The organism is Akkermansia sp. N21116 (assembly GCF_029854705.2).
GTDB lineage: Bacteria > Verrucomicrobiota > Verrucomicrobiia > Verrucomicrobiales > Akkermansiaceae > Akkermansia.
Genome location: NZ_CP139035.1, coordinates 504,663 through 525,485, shown reverse-complemented (window position 1 = coordinate 525,485; position 20,823 = coordinate 504,663). Strand labels below are relative to the sequence as shown.

The 20,823-nt window shown below is 47.1% G+C and carries 17 protein-coding genes and 2 pseudogenes; 18 read left to right on the top strand and 1 reads right to left on the bottom strand.

The window, feature by feature from the left end; genetic code table 11:
- Nucleotides 1-449: 449 nt before the first annotated feature.
- Nucleotides 450-4,424, top strand: coding sequence for a TIM-barrel domain-containing protein (locus QET93_RS02040; RefSeq protein ID WP_280133097.1), 3,975 nt, complete (start codon nucleotides 450-452; stop codon nucleotides 4,422-4,424).
- A 100-nt stretch (nucleotides 4,425-4,524) separates the two neighbouring features.
- Nucleotides 4,525-4,713, top strand: a pseudogene (locus QET93_RS02035) (ABC transporter permease); the annotation flags it as partial.
- Between the two features lie 118 nt (nucleotides 4,714-4,831).
- Here the strand turns inward: QET93_RS02035 and mgtA are convergent.
- Nucleotides 4,832-7,261 (bottom strand): annotated as a pseudogene (mgtA, locus tag QET93_RS13215) (magnesium-translocating P-type ATPase).
- 1,152 nt (nucleotides 7,262-8,413) lie between these two features.
- Here mgtA and QET93_RS02010 point away from each other — a divergent pair.
- From QET93_RS02010 to QET93_RS01935, 16 genes are all read left to right on the top strand, one after another.
- Nucleotides 8,414-9,580, top strand: a complete 1,167-nt coding sequence (locus tag QET93_RS02010) for a tyrosine-type recombinase/integrase (RefSeq protein WP_322190074.1) — start codon at nucleotides 8,414-8,416, stop codon at nucleotides 9,578-9,580.
- A gap of 792 nt (nucleotides 9,581-10,372) precedes the next feature.
- Complete coding sequence (locus QET93_RS02005; RefSeq protein ID WP_280133090.1) at nucleotides 10,373-11,542, top strand: hypothetical protein; 1,170 nt, start codon at nucleotides 10,373-10,375, stop codon at nucleotides 11,540-11,542.
- A gap of 114 nt (nucleotides 11,543-11,656) precedes the next feature.
- Entirely contained in the window at nucleotides 11,657-11,965 is a 309-nt protein-coding gene (locus QET93_RS02000) for a hypothetical protein (RefSeq protein WP_280133089.1), read from the top strand.
- Nucleotides 11,966-11,968: 3 nt separating this feature from the next.
- A complete protein-coding gene (locus QET93_RS01995; RefSeq protein WP_215834372.1) occupies nucleotides 11,969-13,033 on the top strand; it encodes a hypothetical protein in 1,065 nt (354 codons plus the stop codon).
- 11 nt (nucleotides 13,034-13,044) lie between these two features.
- Complete coding sequence (locus QET93_RS01990) at nucleotides 13,045-14,505, top strand: DUF3987 domain-containing protein (protein ID WP_280133088.1); 1,461 nt, start codon at nucleotides 13,045-13,047, stop codon at nucleotides 14,503-14,505.
- A gap of 202 nt (nucleotides 14,506-14,707) precedes the next feature.
- Nucleotides 14,708-15,262 carry a hypothetical protein gene (locus tag QET93_RS01985; protein ID WP_280133087.1) on the top strand — a complete coding sequence of 185 codons (555 nt, stop codon included), beginning with the start codon at nucleotides 14,708-14,710 and terminating at the stop codon, nucleotides 15,260-15,262.
- A gap of 246 nt (nucleotides 15,263-15,508) precedes the next feature.
- Nucleotides 15,509-15,739 (top strand): helix-turn-helix domain-containing protein, encoded by a 231-nt coding sequence (locus QET93_RS01980; RefSeq protein ID WP_280133086.1) that lies wholly within the window; start codon nucleotides 15,509-15,511, stop codon nucleotides 15,737-15,739.
- Entirely contained in the window at nucleotides 15,736-16,071 is a 336-nt protein-coding gene (locus QET93_RS01975) for a HipA N-terminal domain-containing protein (RefSeq protein WP_280133085.1), read from the top strand. Before QET93_RS01980 ends, QET93_RS01975 begins: the two co-directional genes overlap by 4 nt.
- Nucleotides 16,061-17,026, top strand: a complete 966-nt coding sequence (locus tag QET93_RS01970) for a HipA domain-containing protein (protein WP_280133084.1) — start codon at nucleotides 16,061-16,063, stop codon at nucleotides 17,024-17,026. The genes QET93_RS01975 and QET93_RS01970 overlap by 11 nt, the downstream gene beginning before the upstream one ends.
- Before the next feature lie 240 nt (nucleotides 17,027-17,266).
- Complete coding sequence (locus QET93_RS01965; protein WP_280133083.1) at nucleotides 17,267-18,148, top strand: DUF932 domain-containing protein; 882 nt, start codon at nucleotides 17,267-17,269, stop codon at nucleotides 18,146-18,148.
- A 37-nt stretch (nucleotides 18,149-18,185) separates the two neighbouring features.
- A complete protein-coding gene (locus QET93_RS01960) occupies nucleotides 18,186-18,545 on the top strand; it encodes a hypothetical protein (protein ID WP_280133082.1) in 360 nt (119 codons plus the stop codon).
- Entirely contained in the window at nucleotides 18,539-18,673 is a 135-nt protein-coding gene (locus QET93_RS01955; RefSeq protein ID WP_280133081.1) for a hypothetical protein, read from the top strand. The genes QET93_RS01960 and QET93_RS01955 overlap by 7 nt, the downstream gene beginning before the upstream one ends.
- A 27-nt stretch (nucleotides 18,674-18,700) precedes the next feature.
- The gene (locus QET93_RS01950; protein ID WP_280133080.1) at nucleotides 18,701-18,868 is read left to right on the top strand and encodes a hypothetical protein; all 168 of its coding nucleotides are present in this window, start codon (nucleotides 18,701-18,703) and stop codon (nucleotides 18,866-18,868) included.
- The gene (locus tag QET93_RS01945; protein WP_280133079.1) at nucleotides 18,859-19,026 is read left to right on the top strand and encodes a hypothetical protein; all 168 of its coding nucleotides are present in this window, start codon (nucleotides 18,859-18,861) and stop codon (nucleotides 19,024-19,026) included. Before QET93_RS01950 ends, QET93_RS01945 begins: the two co-directional genes overlap by 10 nt.
- Before the next feature lie 454 nt (nucleotides 19,027-19,480).
- A complete protein-coding gene (locus tag QET93_RS01940) occupies nucleotides 19,481-20,281 on the top strand; it encodes a BrxA family protein (protein WP_280133078.1) in 801 nt (266 codons plus the stop codon).
- The gene (locus QET93_RS01935; RefSeq protein WP_280133077.1) at nucleotides 20,265-20,813 is read left to right on the top strand and encodes a hypothetical protein; all 549 of its coding nucleotides are present in this window, start codon (nucleotides 20,265-20,267) and stop codon (nucleotides 20,811-20,813) included. The genes QET93_RS01940 and QET93_RS01935 overlap by 17 nt, the downstream gene beginning before the upstream one ends.
- The last annotated feature ends 10 nt before the right edge of the window (nucleotides 20,814-20,823 follow it).

The following is a 20,823-nucleotide window of genomic DNA, read 5'->3' as shown; positions in this document are numbered from 1 at the left end:
AACCGATAAATAAAGACCATAATGACGTCATTCCGTTTTTGAGGAACGTTGATACCCAATATTTTGGAATCACAAAACTCATTGACCAACACCAGACAAACAAAAATACCAGGATTGGCCTATAGACATCATTCGCCAGCGATACCGGTAATCTCAGAGGTCCCTTCCACACACGAAAGTAATCCATATGTTCGCAAATTCACGCATGACAGAAATCATTGATCAGATCCATTCTAATCCCTACGTATGTAGGAAACGCAGTAACACACTCTTTCGTCTTGTGAGATACGAGACAAAAGATATGATACAGAAAATCCAAATTACAGAATAGTCCGGTATCCCCATTGCACAACAACATATGGTCACAACCCGAACCTCCAGGTCGTCCCACGACTGTTCTCTTCCAGCCTCTGCACCATTTGATAGGTAAACTCCCAAAAAACAAGATAATGGAAAAACCATTTAATCATCACATCCTCCAAAAGACGGCCCTGCTTGGATGCAGTCTGTCTTTCCTTCTGTCCGGCACTGCTCCGGCAGCTTCTGCGTCGGCCTCGGCAAGTGCTACCGTAAATGCTGCCAAAGACTCCCTGCAGTATGAAACCGTTACGGATGCGCACCAGATCAATCCGACAACTGTCGAAATCCTTCTTGGGAAGGATCACCGCATGACTCTCGATTTCTACGGTGACAACATCTTCCGTATCTTCCGCGACGACAATGGAGGAATCATCCGTGACCCTCAAGCCAAACCCGAGGCAAAAATCCTCGTTGATAATCCCCGCCGCCCGGTATCGAAACTTGATATCGATAAAGACGGAGATCTGGTCAAAATTACCACGGGAAAAATCCGCATCGAGATCGACAAGAAGACATCTCTGATGAAGGTGATCAACCTGAAGGACAATTCTGTAGCCTTCGAACAGATCGCTCCCGTCGTGTTGGAAAAGCATAAAGCGGAACTGACTCTGAAAACCAGTCCGGACGAATACTTCTACGGCGGAGGCGTGCAGAACGGACGCTTTTCTCACAAAGGCAAGGTGATTTCTATCGAAAACCAGAACAGCTGGACGGATGGCGGCGTTGCTTCCCCCGCTCCTTTCTACTGGTCCACCAACGGTTATGGCCTTCTGTGGCATACTTTCAAAAAAGGCGCATATGACTTTGGTTCCAAAGACAAGTCTGTTGTCAATCTGCACCATGAGGACGGCTATCTGGATGTTTTCTTCATGATCAATGACGGCGCAACTCCCCTCCTCAATGACTTCTACCAACTCACCGGCAATCCGGTCTTGCTGCCGAAGTTCGCCTTTTACCAAGGCCACCTGAACGCCTATAACCGCGATTTCTGGAAAGAAGACGAAAAAGGTATCCTGTTCGAAGACGGCAAGCGCTACAAAGAAAGCCAGAAGGACAACGGAGGAATCAAGGAATCCCTGAATGGGGAGAAGGATAACTATCAATTCTCCGCGCGCGCCGTCATCGACCGCTACAAGAATCACGATATGCCTCTGGGCTGGATCCTTCCCAATGACGGATACGGTGCCGGCTACGGCCAGACGGAAACCCTTGACGGCAACATTCAGAATCTGAAAGACCTTGCCGGCTATGCCAAAAAACATGGTGTGGAAATCGGCCTGTGGACCCAGTCCGACTTGCATCCGAAACCGGAAATCAGCGCCCTGCTCCAACGCGATATTGTCAAAGAAGTCCGCGACGCCGGCGTTCGTGTGCTGAAAACGGACGTTGCCTGGGTAGGTGCCGGTTATTCATTCGGACTCAACGGCATTACCGATGTTGCGCAGATTATGACTTACTACGGCAACAACAGCCGTCCCTTCATCATTTCCCTGGACGGCTGGGCCGGTACCCAGCGTTATGCCGGCATCTGGTCAGGTGACCAGACAGGCGGCGCTTGGGAATACATCCGCTTCCATATCCCCACCTACATTGGATCCGGCCTGTCAGGCCAGCCCAACATCGGATCCGACATGGATGGCATCTTCGGAGGCAAGAACCTCGTGGTCAATACCCGGGACTTCCAATGGAAAACCTTCACCCCTCTGGAACTCAACATGGACGGTTGGGGGGCCAATGAAAAATATCCCCATGCCCTGGGCGAACCGGCAACTTCCATCAACCGCTGGTACCTGAAACTTAAATCGGAACTCATCCCGTACACCTATAGCATCGCTAAGGAAGCCGTCACCGGCCAGCCGATAATCCGAGCCATGTTCCTGGAGGAAGCCAACCCCTATACCCTCGGCAAGGCAACCCAGTACCAGTTCCTTTATGGCCCATATTTCCTGATTGCCCCCATCTACAAGGAAACAAAAACAGACAAGGATGGCAACGATATCCGCAACGGCATCTATATGCCGCAAGGACAGTGGGTCGACTACTTCACCGGAGATCTATATGCCGGCGGTAAAATCTACAACGAAATCGACGCACCTATCTGGAAATTGCCTGTTTTCGTGAAAAACGGAGCCATCATCCCAATGGCCAACCCGAATAACAACATCGCAGAAATCAACCCGAATATCCGTATCTACGAACTTTATCCCTACGGACATACCAAGTTCACCACATACGACGACGACGGTACAACGGAAGCATACAAAGCCGGCAAAGGGGTCAAGACTCTGATCGAATCCAATGCCGACGGTAAGGGTAATGCCGTTATCACTATTCATCCGTCAGTCGGGGACTTCAAGGGATTCGTCAAAAACAAAGCCACGGAATTCCGCATCAATGTCACTGAAAAACCCAGCAAGGTTTCCGCCAGCATCGGCAAGGATGCCGTACAGCTGGAAGAAGCAAAATCCCTCGGTGACTTCAACACCCGGGACAATGTCTTCTTCTACGATGCCGCCCCGAACCTGAACAGGTTTGCCACCAAAGACAGCGAATTCGCCAAAACGGTTGTTACTAAGAACCCTCAGCTTCTGGTAAAACTGGCCCCTTCCGACATCACCGCCAACCCGACGGTCCTCACCGTGGAAGGTTTTCGTTTCTCTCCGTCCGATAAGCGTCTCATCACATCGGGCAAATTGACTGCCCCTGCCAACGCACAAGTGAAGGAAGAGGCCCGCGAACCTTACTCTCTGACTCCGTCCTGGGAGCCCGTTGCCAATGCGGATTACTATGAAATCCAGTTCGACGGCATGATTTATTCCACTATCAAAGGCACGGAATTCCTGTTTGAAGACCTAGTCCCCGAAACGTCGTATTCCTTCGATGTACGTGCCGTCAACAAGGACGGATACTCCGACTGGGCCACAACCAAGGCCACAACCAAGGCCAACCCGCTCGAATTCGCTATCCCGGGCATCGTCGGTGAAGCCTCTGTACCCAGCCAGGGCAACTCGCTCGACAAACTGTTCGATTTCAAGGAAAAGGACGGTTGGCATACCAAGCACAGCCAGGAAGCTGTTCCGTTCGATCTCATCATGGATCTCAAGACGATCAACAAGCTCGACAAGTTCCACTACATCCCACGCGAAGACGCCGGCAACGGAACATTCCTCAAGGGTTCCGTCGCTTACAGCATGGACAAGGACAAGTGGGTCGAAGCCGGCACGTTTGAATGGCCCAAGGACAAAGAAGTGAAGACCTTCACGTTCAAAGACGCTCCCGCCGCTCGCTATATCAAGATCAACGTTACCGAAGGCGTCGGCAAATACGGTTCCGGCCAGGAAATCTATGTCTTCAAGGTGCCCGGTACGGAAAGCTACCTGCCTGGCGACATCAACAACGACGGCAAGATTGATAGAAACGACCTCACCTCGTACACCAACTACACGGGACTGAGGAAGGGAGATTCCGACTTCGAAGGTTACATCAGTAACGGCGATATCAATAAGAACGGTCTCATTGATGCCTACGATATTTCCGTCGTCGCCACTCAATTGAACGACGACGATGAAGACGAAGCTGTCGAAGAAGAAGACCAAGCCGCTGAAGAAGCCAAGAAAGACGACGAGAAGAAGGAAGAGAAGAAAGACGGCGATGAAAAGACAGAAGAAAAGAAAGTCGATCAGCTGGACGGTAAACTTGTGATCAGTACTCCCAAGAAGGACTACTCCCAGGGAGAGATCATTGAAATTACCGTCAAGGGAGACAACCTTAATCTTGTCAACGCACTGAGTTTCGCCCTCCCCTACAATCCGGCAGATTATGAATTTGTCGGCGTTGAACCCAAGAACATCCAGAAAATGGAAAACCTGACGAACGACAGGTTGCATACGAACGGAACCAAAGCCCTGTATCCCACCTTTGTCAACATCGGGGACAAAAAGACTCTACAGGGTTCCGAGGACCTCTTCGTCCTGAAGTTTAAAGCCAAACGCGACCTCAAGTTCGACTTGAAACCCATTGATGGCATGCTGGTTGACAGGAAGCTGAATTCCAAGAAATTCTAAGGTCGCCCGACTTGATTTCATTCACACCCTGCTTCGGTTGCTCATACGCCGCCGGAGCAGGGTGTTTTTCGAACTCCGGATACAAAACTCGCCCTGCTACGGGCTGCCGCAATGGATTCAATCCATCGGCTACATGCTTCCGCTGACTTATTTCAACCGTTCTGTCCGGGGAGTTCTTCTCAAAGGCAACGATTGGGTAGAATTGTGGCCGTCTTTATGGCCCGTAGCCGTGTTCGGCCTGATCGTCATGTGCTTCTCCGTCCGCTTTTTCCGCAGAACTCTTGATTGACAGTACTGCAATGCTGAAGGAGGAAAAGAGTCTTCTATGGTACCTTTTGCCGATATCATAAAGCCATGTACCCGCTCAAAGGTACATGGCTTCGGCATGGAAGAAGTGTTATGTAGGGTCAGAGAAGTTCTCCATATTTCCTGATGATCATGGCATTAACCACGACCATGTAGAGCAGGATAGTAATTGCAAGCCAGAAATAATAACTGGCAGGCAATGCCGTCAAGTCCAGCTCCCGCCCGAGAGCCGTTAATGGAAGAATGGTTCCGAAGGCAATTCCAAGGCACGTTACCAAACAAACGGGTAATGGGGCACGGCTTTGGATAAAAGGTAACTTAGGAGTTCGGATCATGTGAATAACCAAGGTCTGAGACCAGAGGGACTCGACAAACCAACCGGTATGGAACAGAGCGATAAACAGAGCCCGGTCAATACTCGCTTCATGCCATCCTCCGCCGCATACCGAAGGACATACGACAAAGAACATCAACAGGTATGTAGTAATATCGAAGATAGAGCTCGTCGGACCAATCATGAGCATGAACTTCCCGATTGAGCCGGCATCCCATTTGCGAGGCTTGCCCAAGTATTCTGGATCGACATTATCCCAGGGGATTGAAATGCACGACAAATCGTAGATCAGGTTCAACACCAGCAGTTGCAAAGGTAATACCGTCTCCCATGAACCCGACCGTATGCCCTCTCCTGCGAAGGGCTGCGACAATACGGGCCTTCTGGGAAGGGGAAAGCTTGGCAAAGATATTGTGGATATGGGCAACCTCCTCAAGTCTCCGGTCACTCATTTGATCAATCTCCTCCCCTAGAATTGCATCTCTGTCCTTCATTCCCACCTTCCGGCAAATACAGGTCGTGACAGCGTCATTATCACCTGTAAGCACCTTGACGGTGACTCCGTGCTCTCCAAGAGTACGGATAGCCGTCTCGGCTGAATCCTTGGGAGGATCAAGGAAAGCCAAGAACCCGATCAACACCATATCCCGTTCGTCATTGACGGAAAAAGCTATCTCATCCGTCTTCACATTTCTTTGGGAAACAGCAATAACGCGCATGCCGTCAACGTTAAGACTATGGGTAATCCTCAGGATTTTCTTGCGGAGTTCCTTTGTCAGAGGTTCCACTTTGCCGTCGTATTCTGTATGGGATGATATCCTGATCATCTCTTCGACCGCACCTTTGGTCACAATCTGGGTTTTGCCCATATTGTCACGAACAATGACACTCATCCTGCGCCGATTGAAATCGAAGGGGATTTCATCAATTTTGTCAAACCTGGTACATAGATCCCTAATGTCGGAATCTCCGGCATGTTCGAGGATAGCGACGTCCATCAGGTTTTTGAGACCGGTCTGGTAATAGCTATTGATAAAGGCATATCTCAGAACACGTTCGTCCTCTTCTCCATGCGTATTGAGATGATATTCCAGAAGGACTTTGTTTTACGTAATGGTTCCTGTCTTGTCGGTACAGAGAATATCCATCGCTCCGAAATTCTGGATGGAATGGAGTGATTTGACGATGGTTTTCCTGCGAGACATATTAACAGCACCCTTCGCAAGTGAAATCGTCACGATCATCGGTAACATTTCGGGAGTCAGCCCCACTGCTACCGACAAACCGAAAAGCAGGGATTCGAGCCAGTCTCCTTTACTGATCCCGTTGATAAAAAAGACGACGAGAACCATGCACAACATGAAGCGGATCAAAATCCACGATACAGAATTGACGCCTTTTTCAAAACTCGTTTTGACCTTGGGTTTGACAAGTTCCTTAGCCATGACACCAAAAATGGTGCGCTCTCCCGTTGCTACAACAACACCTACCGCCGTACCGCTGATAACGTTGCTCCCCAAAAAGGCGAGATTACTGCACGATAGAGGATTTTAACGCGTTCGGATACAGGTTCAAATACTTTTTCCTGAGGTTCGTTTTCTCCAGTGAGCGAGGCTTGGTTGACAAACAAATCTTTGGATTGGATGATACGAATGTCGGCAGGAACCATATCGCCGGCAGCGAGATGGACGATATCACCGCAAACAATGTCCTCGACGGGGATTTCCTGTTTACCTGAAGACTGGCGTTCAACAAGAACTGTTGTCTGGACCATATCCTGAAGCCGGGCAGCCGCTTGATCCGATCGGTATTCCTGAAAAAAACGGAGCAAGCCGCTCAATGTCACCATCGTCACAATAATAACAACCGCCGTCAGGTCACGATCTTCCGGAGCAACGGCAACATAGTCGGTCCACAACGACACACAGGCCAGAATCAGCAAAACAATCGTAAATGGATTGATAAAAGCCACAACCAACTTGTGAACAATGGAAACCTGCTTTTCATAACTGGTCGTATTGTCGCCTTCAACGGAACGAATGAGTTCAACTTGTTCATCATTCAATCCTGACAGCGTTGTATTCAGTTCACGCATGAGGGAATCCACAGGCAAACGGGCTGCGGAAATAAGAGTGTTACCGATATTTCCGGAAGATCCGGGAAGTTGACGAAATCTTTTTTGCTTATTGGCAATCATAGTAAGAATAGGGGGGGAATCGGTATGCGTAGGCATACCTGTGCTACAGGGAAACAAAAGAAGTTTTCAAACCGTCACAAGCCATCGCTTCACCGGACACCGGAAAGCAGGCAAACGAAAGGATACGCCAAAACGTAAACTCGCAAGGCAGATCAGAAAACAAAGACGTTACGGAGAAAATATTCCGCAACCGATAATCCTAACAAAATAATGTCTTACCGACTAGGCGGAGGAAACCCTCTCCTGGAATAATCGCGGACAACCCCCGATAATAAATTCAAAATACACCGTTTTATTTCCGGTATGGAAACAATCGGCATGTAACAGACGGTGTCCCGTTCGACCGTTTTGCATCGCTGTCCGGCAACGATTTGATTGTGTAATATATTCATGTCCTTACCTGAGACGGGTAAGCTGCTTGCTGAAAAAGCAGCTGTTTTAGGGATTGACATATACTCCGAAAGAAAACGCAACCAGGTTCCATAATCGGTCGGAGTCCGACGCTCCTGTTAGCCGGATAAGCTACAGGACGGAGTAAACTAATGTCTTTTAGATAATAAATCAAGTCTAATAGATCAACAAAATTTTCATCTCAAACAATACATTATGAATAAGTTGTCAAAATTTTGAAACAATCAGAACAAAACATGGAATTTTAAACAATAAAATCATTCTACAACTAAAACGAAGAGTTCAAATACTACGGCAACAAATTCTATAGCACATCCTCTCAATGAAATATCGAGATAAATCTCCAGGATGCAATACTCTTGGTACCATAACAGATCAAAGAACATGCAAATATGTCTTCATCATCCCATCATGGTATTACTTTTAGTCTGTTGTTCAGTTAATCTTCTCGCCGAATAGTTTGCCCTGTTGGGTTATTACAGAGGAAAACGGTTTTTCCACTGTTTTTATTGTTCCCTCCGCGACTTCAAATAAGAAAAACGCCTCGAAATACTTGATTACGAGGCGTTTATGAAGATGGTACGCGGTACTGGTTTCGAACCAGTGAATCCAACCCTTGTTGTTTGAGAGTGTTCGCACATGTTTAACTTTATTCATAAATCAATATGTTATGAAAAATGTGAACATGCGCGAATTCTCCTGTACAAGCACGAAAGGTGCTAGTATAGGTGCTAGTAGTTTATGGCGTATTTGCGTAGAAGATCAGGCTCTAAATACTGGTTCGCTCAGTGGAACGACCCCGTATCCGGAAAGAAAATTACCCGGTCAACCAAGGTAGAGGCCAAAAGCGGCAATCGCCGGAAGGCCCAGGATATAGCCGACGAGTTCGAAGAAGAGACAAAAAAGATCCGTACGGAAATTCAAGTCAGAAAGGTGCTGAATGACCTTCATACCCGAATCACGGGGAATAATGTAGTGGTGAAAACCGTGCGGGAAGTTTTCGACGAATGGATCGATAACCAGTCCGGGGGAATCAGCCGCAATTCGCTTCTTGCTTATCGGGGAAGTATTGAAGCATTCCTGTCCTGGTTCGGAGAACGCTCTGATCAAGAGATCAACCTTGTCACGCAAAAAGATATTGTCGACTTCCGCAACGCTACAGAAAAACAGCGTTCCGGGGCAACGGTCAACAAACACCTGAAATTGCTTCGGCGGATTTTTGCAGACGCCAAGAAGAAAGCCTACATCAGCATCGACCCGACGGATGGAGTTAACATCGTCAAACGTCGTAGACAGGAAAGCGGCAGGCAGGCATTTTCTGCGGAAGAATTACAGCGAATAGTGGATCTGGCAGACCCGGAGTGGAAAAGCATGATTCGTTTTGCCTTGTATACGGGCGGTCAACGTCTCGGCGACATTGCCCTGCTGAAATGGGCCAATATCGACCTTCAGGAACAGGTGATCCATTTCCAGACCAAAAAGACAGGCCGACAGATTGTCATCCCCATCATTCCCCCTCTGCTCAAGCACATCAACAGTCTGACGCCTCCCGCATCGGAGAATACCTTTGTACACCCCCGTGCCGCCGCTTCTTTTGAAGCCCAGGGTTCGCCTCGCCTATCGAGCGAGTTTGGTAAAATTCTGTACCAAGCTGGCTTGAGGGATACCCATCCTCAAGCATCCCGCAAGGCATCAGACCCGAACTTCAAATCCGGTCGCAGAAAAATATCGGTTTTATCTTTCCACTCCCTGCGGGCGACTGCCGCCACAATGCTTCACGCCGCAAACGTACCCCCGGCCATGGTTCAGGACATTGTTGGGCATGACTCTGCCGAAGTTCATAGCCGGTACGTCAAACTGGGCAGGGATAATGTACGAAGAGCCTTGGGTAACTTGCCTGAACTCTAAGTTTTCGAATTCTTAATCTTACCATAGGGGATTATTCGGAATCCGGGATATAATGTTTCTGGTGTTAATACAGAAAGGAGTATTCCGAATGGTTCAAAATGTGAGGGGATCGTCTCTATTCAGAAACCTATCAGCAGGTACAAGGCTTTTTATGTGCTGAATCAATATGAGTTTTTACTATTTTAATCATTGGAGCGAATGTTTTTGTAATTTCCTGCATTCCTCTCATTCGGGGAATCAATCTATTCCATTAGTCTTAGAACTATCGTGTATCTCTGAAAATCCTCCTCTCTCCGTGCCATATATCCATGAAGAAGAAGCTTCTCTGCTTTCTGCCTGAGAAACCAATAATCAATGAACATGAATACTCGTTGCATTCACACGCAAAATTTATCGCAACCGTGACAACAATTCGCTGTCCACTCCGTGTTTTGGGGATAATGGCCATCACCACGCTTATCATCTACCGAAGCTTTCTCATATCAGTCCAAGGCCTTTTCCCATGCAAACCAATCATCAGAAGTTTACGGAACTCTTCACATGGTTGAGCCGCCGTGTCTAATGGCAGGTATAGAACAGGCATAACAGATAGTCTCTCTCATGTACCTGCATATCAAGTCATAGTATCCTGATTACATGCTGCCTAAAAAGGAAATGACGGAGTTTTTCAGCTCGATCCAAAACAAACTACACTAAGCTATTACTAGATACAGTTCCACTGGGCTAATGATAATGCGCTTCAATGGTGAGGTTCCCTACAGTCCTATTTGAACTTGTTCAGGGGAACTCCCGATGATAGAAAATATCATGGATCAGCGTGGTCAGGCTAAGAGTTCAGAAATAGCTCCCTCTCCTCATTTTACGGAAGCGATGAAAAGATATGCTCGGCGAGTGTTTGGGATATACAACCCAGTAACTGGGCAAAGAGATCAGTACTATAGGATAAGTAATTTTCTTAATGTTAGCAGATCTTGTTCTTCTTTTAATCCTAGCCAGAATCGTAGGAACAAAAGACAGGTCATAAAGATCGGCAGAACTTTTTTTGTTCATTCTTACCCCAGAACATTGCCGATTCTAAATCATAACTATTCAAATCAAGAGGCATATTTGAAATTTTCATTTATTGAAAATAACGATAAATTTAGATTGCATTCTGCTGATTTTTTTGTCCATTTTCCTAAAAAAAGCGTTCCTATCAACGAAATAAGTGTTTCTGAAGAAAGAAAAAAATGGAGAGAACTTGGAATTATACAAAACAATAATATATTAAATCCTGGTTTTGCTAGATATGTTATTACTCATCCAGATTCCTTCGGTTTTCGTTCAGTTGGCCAAATAATAGATGAATATATTCAAGAAAAGTCTCCTTTATACAAGGCATTCGAACAAAAATATGAAGATTATCTAGGAGATTTTGTTGATTCTGTTTTTGAGGAAATTAGTTGCTTGGATTATGGGACTTTTATTATGACTCTGAATTCTGATGAAATGGAGTTTAATATTAATCAGGGATGGCGAGAAATTAAACATGAAGATATTGTTAATATTTTTGAAGAATATGGAGAAGTAGAAGATATTCCTTATCTTTCGTATAAAGGGTCACTTGATATTCCTTATCCGAAAAATTTTAAGCAATTCATAATTAATTTTATATTTATTTTAATTATAGTTAAATCCAAGGATATTGAAGATGTAGACCCAATAAAAATTATTAATCAATCTATTCCCGGAAGAAAGGAAACGGCTCAAATCCTAGAATATTTTTTATCTTTGAAGGATGGATCCCATATAGATAAATCGAAGAAGAAGACTGATGCTTTTCGGACTGCTGCCCGAATTGTCTCTGATCAAATCTCTGTGGAGTTCCCTTCCAAGAATGAAAAAATGTTTGAAAGTACGGAGTCAGTCCTGCTGTCGAGGATTAGTTCCCATCTGAATTCTCTTAAGATTGGATTTATTTAAATTCTATGTTATTCCATTTATTGTAAATAACATAACAACTTCATTATGGATACGTATGGATGATGGATATGTTGTTTTTCGGTAAAGTTACGACCGCTCAAATGAGCGATTGAAATGAAAAACGAAAAAAACAAATCCAATGAGTCATTGACGAGTCCATCCTCTATTTCTATTCAGAATAGGGAATGGTGGACAGTCAATGAGACACTGAAACAAGGATGGTTTGGCAGAACGACCCTGTACAAACTCCTGAATAACGGCAGCATCAAATCCAGGTTGATTCGTTCGGATCAGTACGCCATTACAGGAAAGAGATTGATTCACGCTCCTTCCGTTCTGGCATTCATTGAACGATCGGAGGGCATGGATGCACATAAAGCCGATTTTGATAATACGAACCTCCATGAACAAGGAGACCGCTAATTCATGGATAAAGATACTTTAGCGTATCTCAAACGAGATCGTGAAGCTTTGGAACGCGTATTGTTATACTACAGCCGCGGAGGTGAAGAGCTTAAGATATGGTTCGAAAATCGGAAGAATTCCGTTCCTTGTCCTTTTCATGTGGATAACAATCCCTCTCTGTCGATCTATCAGAAAGAAGGAATCTGGAGATGGAAGTGCCATCGATGCGACATTGGCGGCACTCTTGTAGATGCCGTCCGTCATGGTTCTCCAAACTGTATGTCTTTCTCTGACTGGTTGGAGGAACTGGAACTCATCCTGAAACCTTCAATGCGTGTCTACAATGAATTTCCCTTCAAGGGAGATAGAAAGAACGAGTGTATTTCGGAAGAAGGTATTTGTCATCCTCCCTTTTTGGGCGATGAAGAGACTGAAAAAGCAATTCGGTATAATGATCGGTTGCTGAACTCTTCTGACAACATCCAAAAGTTAGCCGACACATTCGGCTTGTCTCCGGAAATCATTCGTTTGCACGCCAGTGAAGAGGAACGGGGATTGCTGGGCATAAGTCCGGCCGGGGAGGCTGTCTACTTGTATACGTTCATCATATCCGAGGTAGAACAAGAGCTCTTAGGTATCAAGATCCGTACAGGGAAAAAGCCTCGCAGATTCTATTTCGAATGCGGTAAGCCTTTTCTCTGGGGGTATCATGCTCTTTTAGATAAGGAAAAAGTGATTCTTACTGAATCGGAAAGCGATTTGTTGGCCATAGATGATGTACTGCTGAGCTGGGATGAGGAGAAATGTGGAGAGCGTCCAGGATTGGCCGCTGTTCCTGGCTCCGGAAATTTCAAGTCTGTATGGGCTCCCATGTTTCAGGGGAAACGGGTGGTGATCGCATTTGATGGAGATGAGGCAGGTCTCAATGGTGCGGGAAAAATTCGCACCTTGCTCTCTCCTTATGCTGAATACGTAACCTTATGGAACTTGCCTGACGGGATAAAGGATGCCCGTGAATTTATCATCAATAAAGGGAGGCTGGAAATGCGCTCTCTTCTCATGAACACATTTAAAATTTCATATTAAACATGACCTCTATGATTTCAGAAGACGAAATAGACATACCTTATCCTCCTTTTCCTGTGGATATACTTCCCGCAGTTCTCAAGGAAACTGTCTCGAATATATGTGAAAAAACAAATATTCCCGGGGCTATTATTGCCTATCAATGCCTGGGGATTCTTTCCGGTGTTGTTGGTAACAGCATTCAAAGCAAGCTGGGCTCATTGCCCATCTATCCCAATTTGTTTATCATTGGAGTAGAATACTCTGGGATTGGAAAAACGAAATCAGCCAGCATCCTCTGCCGAGGCCTTCGTCAAGCTCTATCTCCATGGATAGACGAGTCGAATGCGAAAAGGATAAAGGCGGAGATGGAATGGGAAGAATTGAATAAATTGTACAAAAAACAATTCCGGGAAAATGAACAAAAATCGGACTCTCAGGAACCTGGGCATGATCTTCAGCAACTTGCCAATAGGATCACTATTTTACAGAGGCAGAAGAATATCCGAGGAGATATCATTATTTCCGATATCACTCCCGAAAAAATGGCTTCAGCCATGGAGGGAATGCCTGACCATGCCTTGCTTTCCTTTTCTTCTGATGCCAGACAACAAATCGAATCATTGCTTAATGGGTATGGGAATAACAAGTCTTCCACAGAGGGGACATACCTGCAGTTCTTTAGTCATGAATCGTTTTCTCAAGAACGAAAAACAACACAGTCCGTCTCTATTAATGAACCATGTTTGGCTCTTCAATGGAACATCCAAATGGACAAATTCGATAAATTGACTTCCAATGAGGTTATGCGGGAATCCGGGTTTGTCGGACGGACTCTTTTCGCTTCCAGCGGAGTAAGGAAAACGGAATGGCAGAGTTTCTTGTCTGAGAATTCGATCAATGTTGAAGGTTGGGACAAACTCATGTTTGATTTGATCCAGCTGAGACGGAATTTAGTCGGGAATTTACAAGAACCGAGCAGAATTCAAATCATAGTTCAAGATCCACGTGGCTTTGATCAGGTACTGTCCGATTTTCATGTAAATCTGCCCTCCTTCCATTTGGACAAGGAACATGAAAATCGTCAGATCGAAATACTCTTAAGGCTATCCTTGGTGTTGGCCATTGCCGATCAATGCCAGCTTCTTAGAGACTCGCCAGAGAGGATTTGTCTTCAAGAAAATCATTTGCGACAAGGAATAATAATTCTCGATTGGTTCAATCAATGCAGACTAAGGCTCATGTCTTCAGGAAGGTTCAATTCCCTTTGGAACATTCTTCTGAAAATTTTCATTGCTATGAAAAAGGAGAGAAATTCTGATCATGATAAATCCTACACCTGCACTAGCGGACGATTGACTCGCCATCGTACCGTTGGATCATTGGATGAATTAAAAGAGGTAGCAGAAACATTTCCCCAGTGGATCACCCTGACAGAAACAGAACGGCAGGATTCCTTGAAAGTAACGTGGATAGGAGGAAATCCCAGGTAATGATTACAGGCAATTCCGGTATTCAGGCAGTCTCTTATAATCATAGTTTAAAGGAGGTGACAGGAGTGGGCGTCTACGGCAATTGGAAGTATTAACCTGTTATATGAAGATGGACGGAACATGTATCCGTCATTTCCCGGCCTCTGCATGCAATGCGTGCGGAGGCCTTTTCATCATTAACCATTAATAATATCAAGTCATCATGGCTATCAAACTCATCGCCAACTACAGCAAGCGCCTCGGCCTGCCGGGGTATTCCTCCCATCAGTTTGAAGTCTCCATCGAAACGGAGATCGGAAACACGTCAGAACTCGATTTTGCCGCAGAACGCCTCTACAGCTCACTCCAGTCCGCTGTGGATGCCCAGATCCAGCAGGTCGGATTTGTCCCCGATGCTTCTTATGGTTCGGGAAGTGTATCCGGCACGCCGCTTCCTGCCATGCGCCAGGTTCCACGGCTGCCTGTACAGCCATCTTCGAATCCCCGGACATCTCATTCCGGAGAACCGGCATGGAGCTGTTCGGAAAAACAGAGGCAGGTTATTCTATCGCTGGCACGTAAAAACGGGATCAACGATTCCGCACTTCATGATCTGGCCGTACTCTGCTTCGGCAAGGGAGTCCCACAGTTGAACAAGCTGGAAGCTTCTACCCTGATCAAAGAACTGATGGAAACATCCGGAGGAACGTCCCGAAAGAATTCCTCCACCGGAAACTATGCCCGGCACCAGGCGGAAGCTGTAGCTGGAATACGGTAACATCCATGTGTCCCCTTTGCCGGAGCCTTTCCATGGAGGGCTCCGGCAAAGGGCTTTTTTATCTGCTGTATCCCAAGCTTCCAGAGCCAGGAAACACCCGAAGGTTGATTATCGAAACACTTCTTCGCAAAGCAGACATTTGCTCGATTCCAGATATATTTCATTCATGAAAATCACATCATATTGTGATTTTACAAGAAAACAGAGTGGACAGAACATACGAAACATGATATTTCACATTGTATTGTGAATTTGGGTGATATCGGAACATACATTCGAGAACGACGCCGGGCGCTGGGCATTACTCTGAAGGATTTGGCCGAACTTTCCGGCATAGGAATCAATACGCTCAATAAAATCGAACTTGGACAGGCCAATCCAACGTTCAGAATCCTGATGGAGCTGTTCGAAGTACTTGGACTGGAAATGTCGCTGAACCCCAAAAGAACCGATGTGATGAAAGGACCTGAATCATGAGAAAAGCCCTTGTGTTATTGAGGAATATCCCTGCCGGGACATTGACGGAGGAATCCCCTTCCAGCTATGTATTCCGGTATCTGGAATCCTACCTGTTGCAGAAAGAACTTCCTCCCGTCAGCCTGACAATGCCGAAAACTTCCGAAGAGTATCGTTCCTCTCATCTATTCCCCGTTTTCTTCAACATGCTCTCGGAAGGCGTCAACAAGGAAATCCAGTGTCGTCATTTCCATCTGGATGAAAAGGATCATTTCGGCTTGCTCCTTGCGACAGGTCATGACGACACGATTGGAGCATTAACGGTACAGCCTTATACCCACGATGAACATTGACCGCTGTCCCTCAACGCTGGTTCCCGGATTCGCCTCCTACAGCCCGGCCGGATTGCGGAAGCTGTTCGACGGTAAAAAAGTGTCTCCAATTCTTCCCTATGACGCCCCCGGCCTTCATGGCGAACCGCAAGAGTTTCTGGAAAACCGAGAGCACATTTCCATCTCAGGGGTTCAGGAAAAATTCTCTGTTCTTGTTGACCGGGGAACAATCCGTCTGACCAAGTCGGGAGAACAGGGAACGCATCTTCTGAAACCCATCTTATCACGCCTTGCCCGAGCTTTCGACATGCCGGCCAACGAACACGTGACCATGCAAATTGCCGCTCAGATATTCGGCATTTCAACGGCTCCCAACGGACTATGCTTTTTCCGGACCGGAGAACCGGCCTATATCACCAGGCGATTTGACATCACTCAGGAAGGCGGCAAACTCCGCAAGGAAGACTTCGCCTCACTGGCCGGGAAAACATCCGCCCAGGGCGGTTCCAACTTCAAATATGATTACTCCTATCTGGAAATGGGAGAGCTCATCCGCCGTTATGTCCCCGCATGGAGAATTGAAATGGAACGCTTCTTCCGCCTGGTGTTGTTCAATTATCTATTTTCGAACGGCGACGCGCATTTGAAGAATTTCTCCGTACTGGAAACTCCCCAGGGAGATATGACCTTGTCCCCCGCGTACGATCTGCTCAACACAAGCCTGCACATTCAGGACAGCGATTTCGCCCTGTCCGGCGGCTTGTTTCGGGGCGTATCCACGCACACGAATCGCAACCTGTTTGAAGAGTTCGGACGGCAACTGGGGATGCCGGACAAACGCATCAGGACAGTCATCGACAATCTGATGAAATCCAGGGAAGAAGTAGAGACCCTAGTGGAGTGCTCATTCCTTTCCCCTCCGGCCAAACGGGCCTATATGCTTTCCTACAGGACGCGCTACAATACCCTTCGATGAATTACCTGCCATTTCCTTGGCCCCTGTCATGATCTGATGCCAATAGGAGCAAAAGTACACACAAGCAGCCACAAAGTGTGTGCTTTTGATTCAAAACTTTCGATACACAGCAATTCTTGTCGGCTGACCGTTATATAGACCTGAAGGCAGGCATTTAACTTCTGCCTTCATTCCTCGACACCCGTTTCCCCTTTACCGGGAAGCGGGTGTTTTCGTTTCAACCCATATTTCATCATCAATATGAACAATATCATCGCATTGCCTCATCATCCGGCGACAGCCCGGCACATCCTGCCTTTGGAAAATAACAGACAGGCTGTTCTTCCCCAGCAGAGAAACATTATGCCGGAACCGGCAGCGGTTCCGATCACTCCCCCGACCGTATTCCGTAAAGGGCTTCTCCTCCATTGCGGAGCCGAAGTCGTCGACAGGGGAACGCTGTCCCGTGTGGAAACCCCGTCCTGTACGGAATCGTGGTTCCCGATTCCCCACGACTTTCTCCTGAAGGAAGTGGAATCCCAGCTCGCCGCCCACGGCTTCGGGATCGGGGAAACCACCCATGCCCTCAGCCATGAAGGGAAACGGTATTTTGGCGTCCTCCAAATCCTGCGGCCCGACGACGGCCCCGGCGACTACTCGTGGATTGTCGGCATCCGCAACTCTCACGACAAAACTTTCCCGGCCTCCCTGGTCATGGGAACGCGTGTGTTCATCTGCGACAACCTTGCGTTCAACGGAGAAGTGAAACTCTCCCGGAAACATACGAGGTTCGCCGTGCGGGATCTGCGCTTCATGACCTCCCGGGCTGTCGGACGGCTTGGGGAACAATTCCATCGAGAAGACGAACGGATCGCCGCCTATAAAAGACAGAGACTGACCGACAAGGCCGCTCATGATCTTCTGATCCGGGCGGTCGACTGCCGGGCTATCACGCCGACCGTCCTGCCGGAAGTCATCAGGTACTGGCGGGAGCCGCTTCATGAAGAATTCAGACCCCGTACCGTCTGGAGTCTGTTCAACGCCTTCACGGAGCAGTTCAAGGCCGTCAACCCGCATGTGGCAGCCAAACGGAGCCAGGCTCTGCACGGCCTGTGCGATTCCGTCTGCGGCCTGATCGCCTGAGTGTAATAAAAAAAGACAACAGGAAAGGAAACATCTCATGGATTCATCCTACTCATTGACAGGAGCGCAAGCCGCCGTCCTGATCCTGGCTCAATCCGTATCCGGACAAACGAGCGATGAACTGATCGGCTCCTTCCACTCGGAAGAACGGGGGCGGGTCAGGCAAATCATTCGCCTGCTGGAACGCCGTGGACTGCTCGTCTGCCAAACGGGGGAAGACGATCCCTTCGTCTTCCCCCGCACCTGGCACCCTACCTGGGACGGACGAATAGCCTTGCTGGAATGGGCCTCCTACCTGGGCAATATTCGGCTGGCCGGCAGGAACCCTTCGGCATCAACCTGTTCCCGGACAGTTCCCAAACAGGAAGATCACCATCACCCCTCATCCGTATGCTGACTTTCCTTCTCGTAACCGTCGCCGGCTGGTTCCTGTTCCCGTGGCTGTTCGCCATACTCAAATGGGGAATTGTGCTGGCTTTCGGCTTGATGACGGCAGGACTGCTTTTGTGGTTCTGCCTCTTTTGAAGAGACATCCCTCCAGACACCGGAACCATGTACCACATCGTCAAATACAAGGACACGCGTTACTGGGCAGTACTCCATCACAATGGAAAACTGCTTGCTGTCGTCGTGTACAAAAAAGGCGCCGAGGCCATTGTCCAGGCATTGGAACAAATCCTCATCGACGCCGTTACTCACCCACAGTCGCCATGTCCATGATCAAAATCATCCTGTTCGAACTCACCCGCATCCTGCTGGGCTATGCTTCCGACAAGGTTGGCGAGTTCATCCGGAACAAGCAGAGGAACGAATATCGACCTTCTTCCTTTGACGAGGAAGAAGAGGAATATCCCTGGTCTCAACATCCACCCCGCTGATTCCATGATCCTCGCCCAGCTGCTGCAAGCCATTTACAACCTCATCGCCCAACGATGAGATATGCCTTCCAAGACGACATGCTGTCTGAGGAAGGCGCTCAAGAGGCAGTCGAATCGACTCCTCTTTTTTAGCTATAGCGTCCTATGAGAAATACCATCCCATTGTATTTTACAGGCAGAAACAGGTACAGAACCGGGATTGCTTCTTGCAACTGGAGACATTTTTCATAAACTGTTTTTCATTACGTGGATCATTCTCTCCTTACACAAAAAGATTACCATGGAAGAACGATGGCCTACAGTTGATGACATTTGCAAATATCTCAATGTGAGCAACGAGATATGCCGGGCCAACCGGGTAGGACATCAATGGATGTTCAAGCAAAACTAGGTAGATGAATGGGACTACTCTGGTGGCGCAAAGGACAAGCCGGAAAGGGATGAACAGTAATCAATGGAACGACCAAATAACACAACAGCCCTTGGAACTTATAATACCGCCATCAATGTGATTGGTGGCCTGAAGGATTGTAGTGTCATTTTTAAAGCCATAGATTCTCATTTCAATCAATCTGACTCGTTAAAAGAACTCGTCAATCAACGTAATGAATTTAACCTTCGTACAGAAAAGAGCCGCACAAGGATTGAGCGAGAGGTTCGAAAGGCTTTCCTGCAATTTAAGGGTGAAAAGCATCAGGATCTCGTTCAGGGGATCTTCACCGAGCGTGTGCCCCTGCAGGACAAAGAGCTGGTTCTGTTTTGGCAATTCGCTCTGAACAACAGGTTATTCAGAGAGATCTCCTCTCGTGTTTTTGCCAAGACCTACTACTCAGGCCGCGCCAGCATATCTAAAGACGACATTACCGCGTATCTAAAAGAATTTCTGCGGCAGAATGAATCGCTGGGAATAAGCTGGTCTGAAAATACGATCAACACGCTTTCGACCAAATATTTGAATCTGATGAGCAAGCTCGGATTCCTGAGCCCCGGGAGAGTCAAATCATTCAAGCACATCAGACCGTCCTCGGAAGCGCAGGTGCTCTTCCTCTATTTTGCGAAGTTACTCTCTTCAAATGCCAGTAATATCCTGACAAATGAATTGCTGCCCATTAGCTTTGTTCCGTCGGGAGATGTTCAGGATCGGCTGAAAAAGTTCTCCCTTAAAGGCTTTTTCAATATGAATTTTAACGGTGTCGCTTTGAACATCGAACTAACCCATAGCTATAAAGGAATTTGCGATGCCTTATATAACTGATCATCAGCAGAAATTTACTGATCTGAAGTTTCACATAGCAAACCAAGATCAATTGAGACGTCAGGCGAATGGCGGGAATAGCATTCTGTTTTCATATCCCCCAGACGAAGAACAGCAATACATAGAGAAAGCCAAAGAGCTCTATGTGGACAACGCATCATTTATCGATGTCAGTAAATTGCTGGTTCAGTTTATTGATGAGGATGGCTGGGATTCGTTCAGTGAGTATTACAATGATTTCAAAAATACTCCTCACCTTATTTTTCGATCGGACGATCCCACACCGGATCTTTTTGACCTGATTATCAGTGAAATTGAGAACGCCTGTCGCGACGACAAAATTCCATTTCTCATAAGAACCGGTTGCCTCTTTGGAACAGGGATCGAAAACGTAAACATCATGGAGCATAAGGCCGTCATGAACCTGCCTCATCCTCTGGTGATTTTTTACCCGTCAAAAATTGAGGACGACAACATTTACTTTTTGAACTTCAAACCTGCATCGAAGTATCGCTGCACGTTGGTGAAATAAGGGGCTGTAC

Coding starts and splice junctions, on each gene's coding strand:
- QET93_RS01940 (WP_280133078.1), top strand. CDS start 19,481: ATGGAACGACCAAATAACACAACAGCCCTTGGAACTTATAATACCGCC.
- QET93_RS01975 (WP_280133085.1), top strand. CDS start 15,736: ATGAGAAAAGCCCTTGTGTTATTGAGGAATATCCCTGCCGGGACATTG.
- QET93_RS02005 (WP_280133090.1), top strand. CDS start 10,373: ATGATAGAAAATATCATGGATCAGCGTGGTCAGGCTAAGAGTTCAGAA.
- QET93_RS01935 (WP_280133077.1), top strand. CDS start 20,265: ATGCCTTATATAACTGATCATCAGCAGAAATTTACTGATCTGAAGTTT.
- QET93_RS01985 (WP_280133087.1), top strand. CDS start 14,708: ATGGCTATCAAACTCATCGCCAACTACAGCAAGCGCCTCGGCCTGCCG.
- QET93_RS01960 (WP_280133082.1), top strand. CDS start 18,186: ATGGATTCATCCTACTCATTGACAGGAGCGCAAGCCGCCGTCCTGATC.
- QET93_RS02040 (WP_280133097.1), top strand. CDS start 450: ATGGAAAAACCATTTAATCATCACATCCTCCAAAAGACGGCCCTGCTT.
- QET93_RS01950 (WP_280133080.1), top strand. CDS start 18,701: ATGTACCACATCGTCAAATACAAGGACACGCGTTACTGGGCAGTACTC.
- QET93_RS01955 (WP_280133081.1), top strand. CDS start 18,539: ATGCTGACTTTCCTTCTCGTAACCGTCGCCGGCTGGTTCCTGTTCCCG.
- QET93_RS01995 (WP_215834372.1), top strand. CDS start 11,969: ATGGATAAAGATACTTTAGCGTATCTCAAACGAGATCGTGAAGCTTTG.
- QET93_RS02010 (WP_322190074.1), top strand. CDS start 8,414: ATGGCGTATTTGCGTAGAAGATCAGGCTCTAAATACTGGTTCGCTCAG.
- QET93_RS01970 (WP_280133084.1), top strand. CDS start 16,061: ATGAACATTGACCGCTGTCCCTCAACGCTGGTTCCCGGATTCGCCTCC.
- QET93_RS01990 (WP_280133088.1), top strand. CDS start 13,045: ATGATTTCAGAAGACGAAATAGACATACCTTATCCTCCTTTTCCTGTG.
- QET93_RS01965 (WP_280133083.1), top strand. CDS start 17,267: ATGAACAATATCATCGCATTGCCTCATCATCCGGCGACAGCCCGGCAC.
- QET93_RS02000 (WP_280133089.1), top strand. CDS start 11,657: ATGAAAAACGAAAAAAACAAATCCAATGAGTCATTGACGAGTCCATCC.
- QET93_RS01945 (WP_280133079.1), top strand. CDS start 18,859: ATGTCCATGATCAAAATCATCCTGTTCGAACTCACCCGCATCCTGCTG.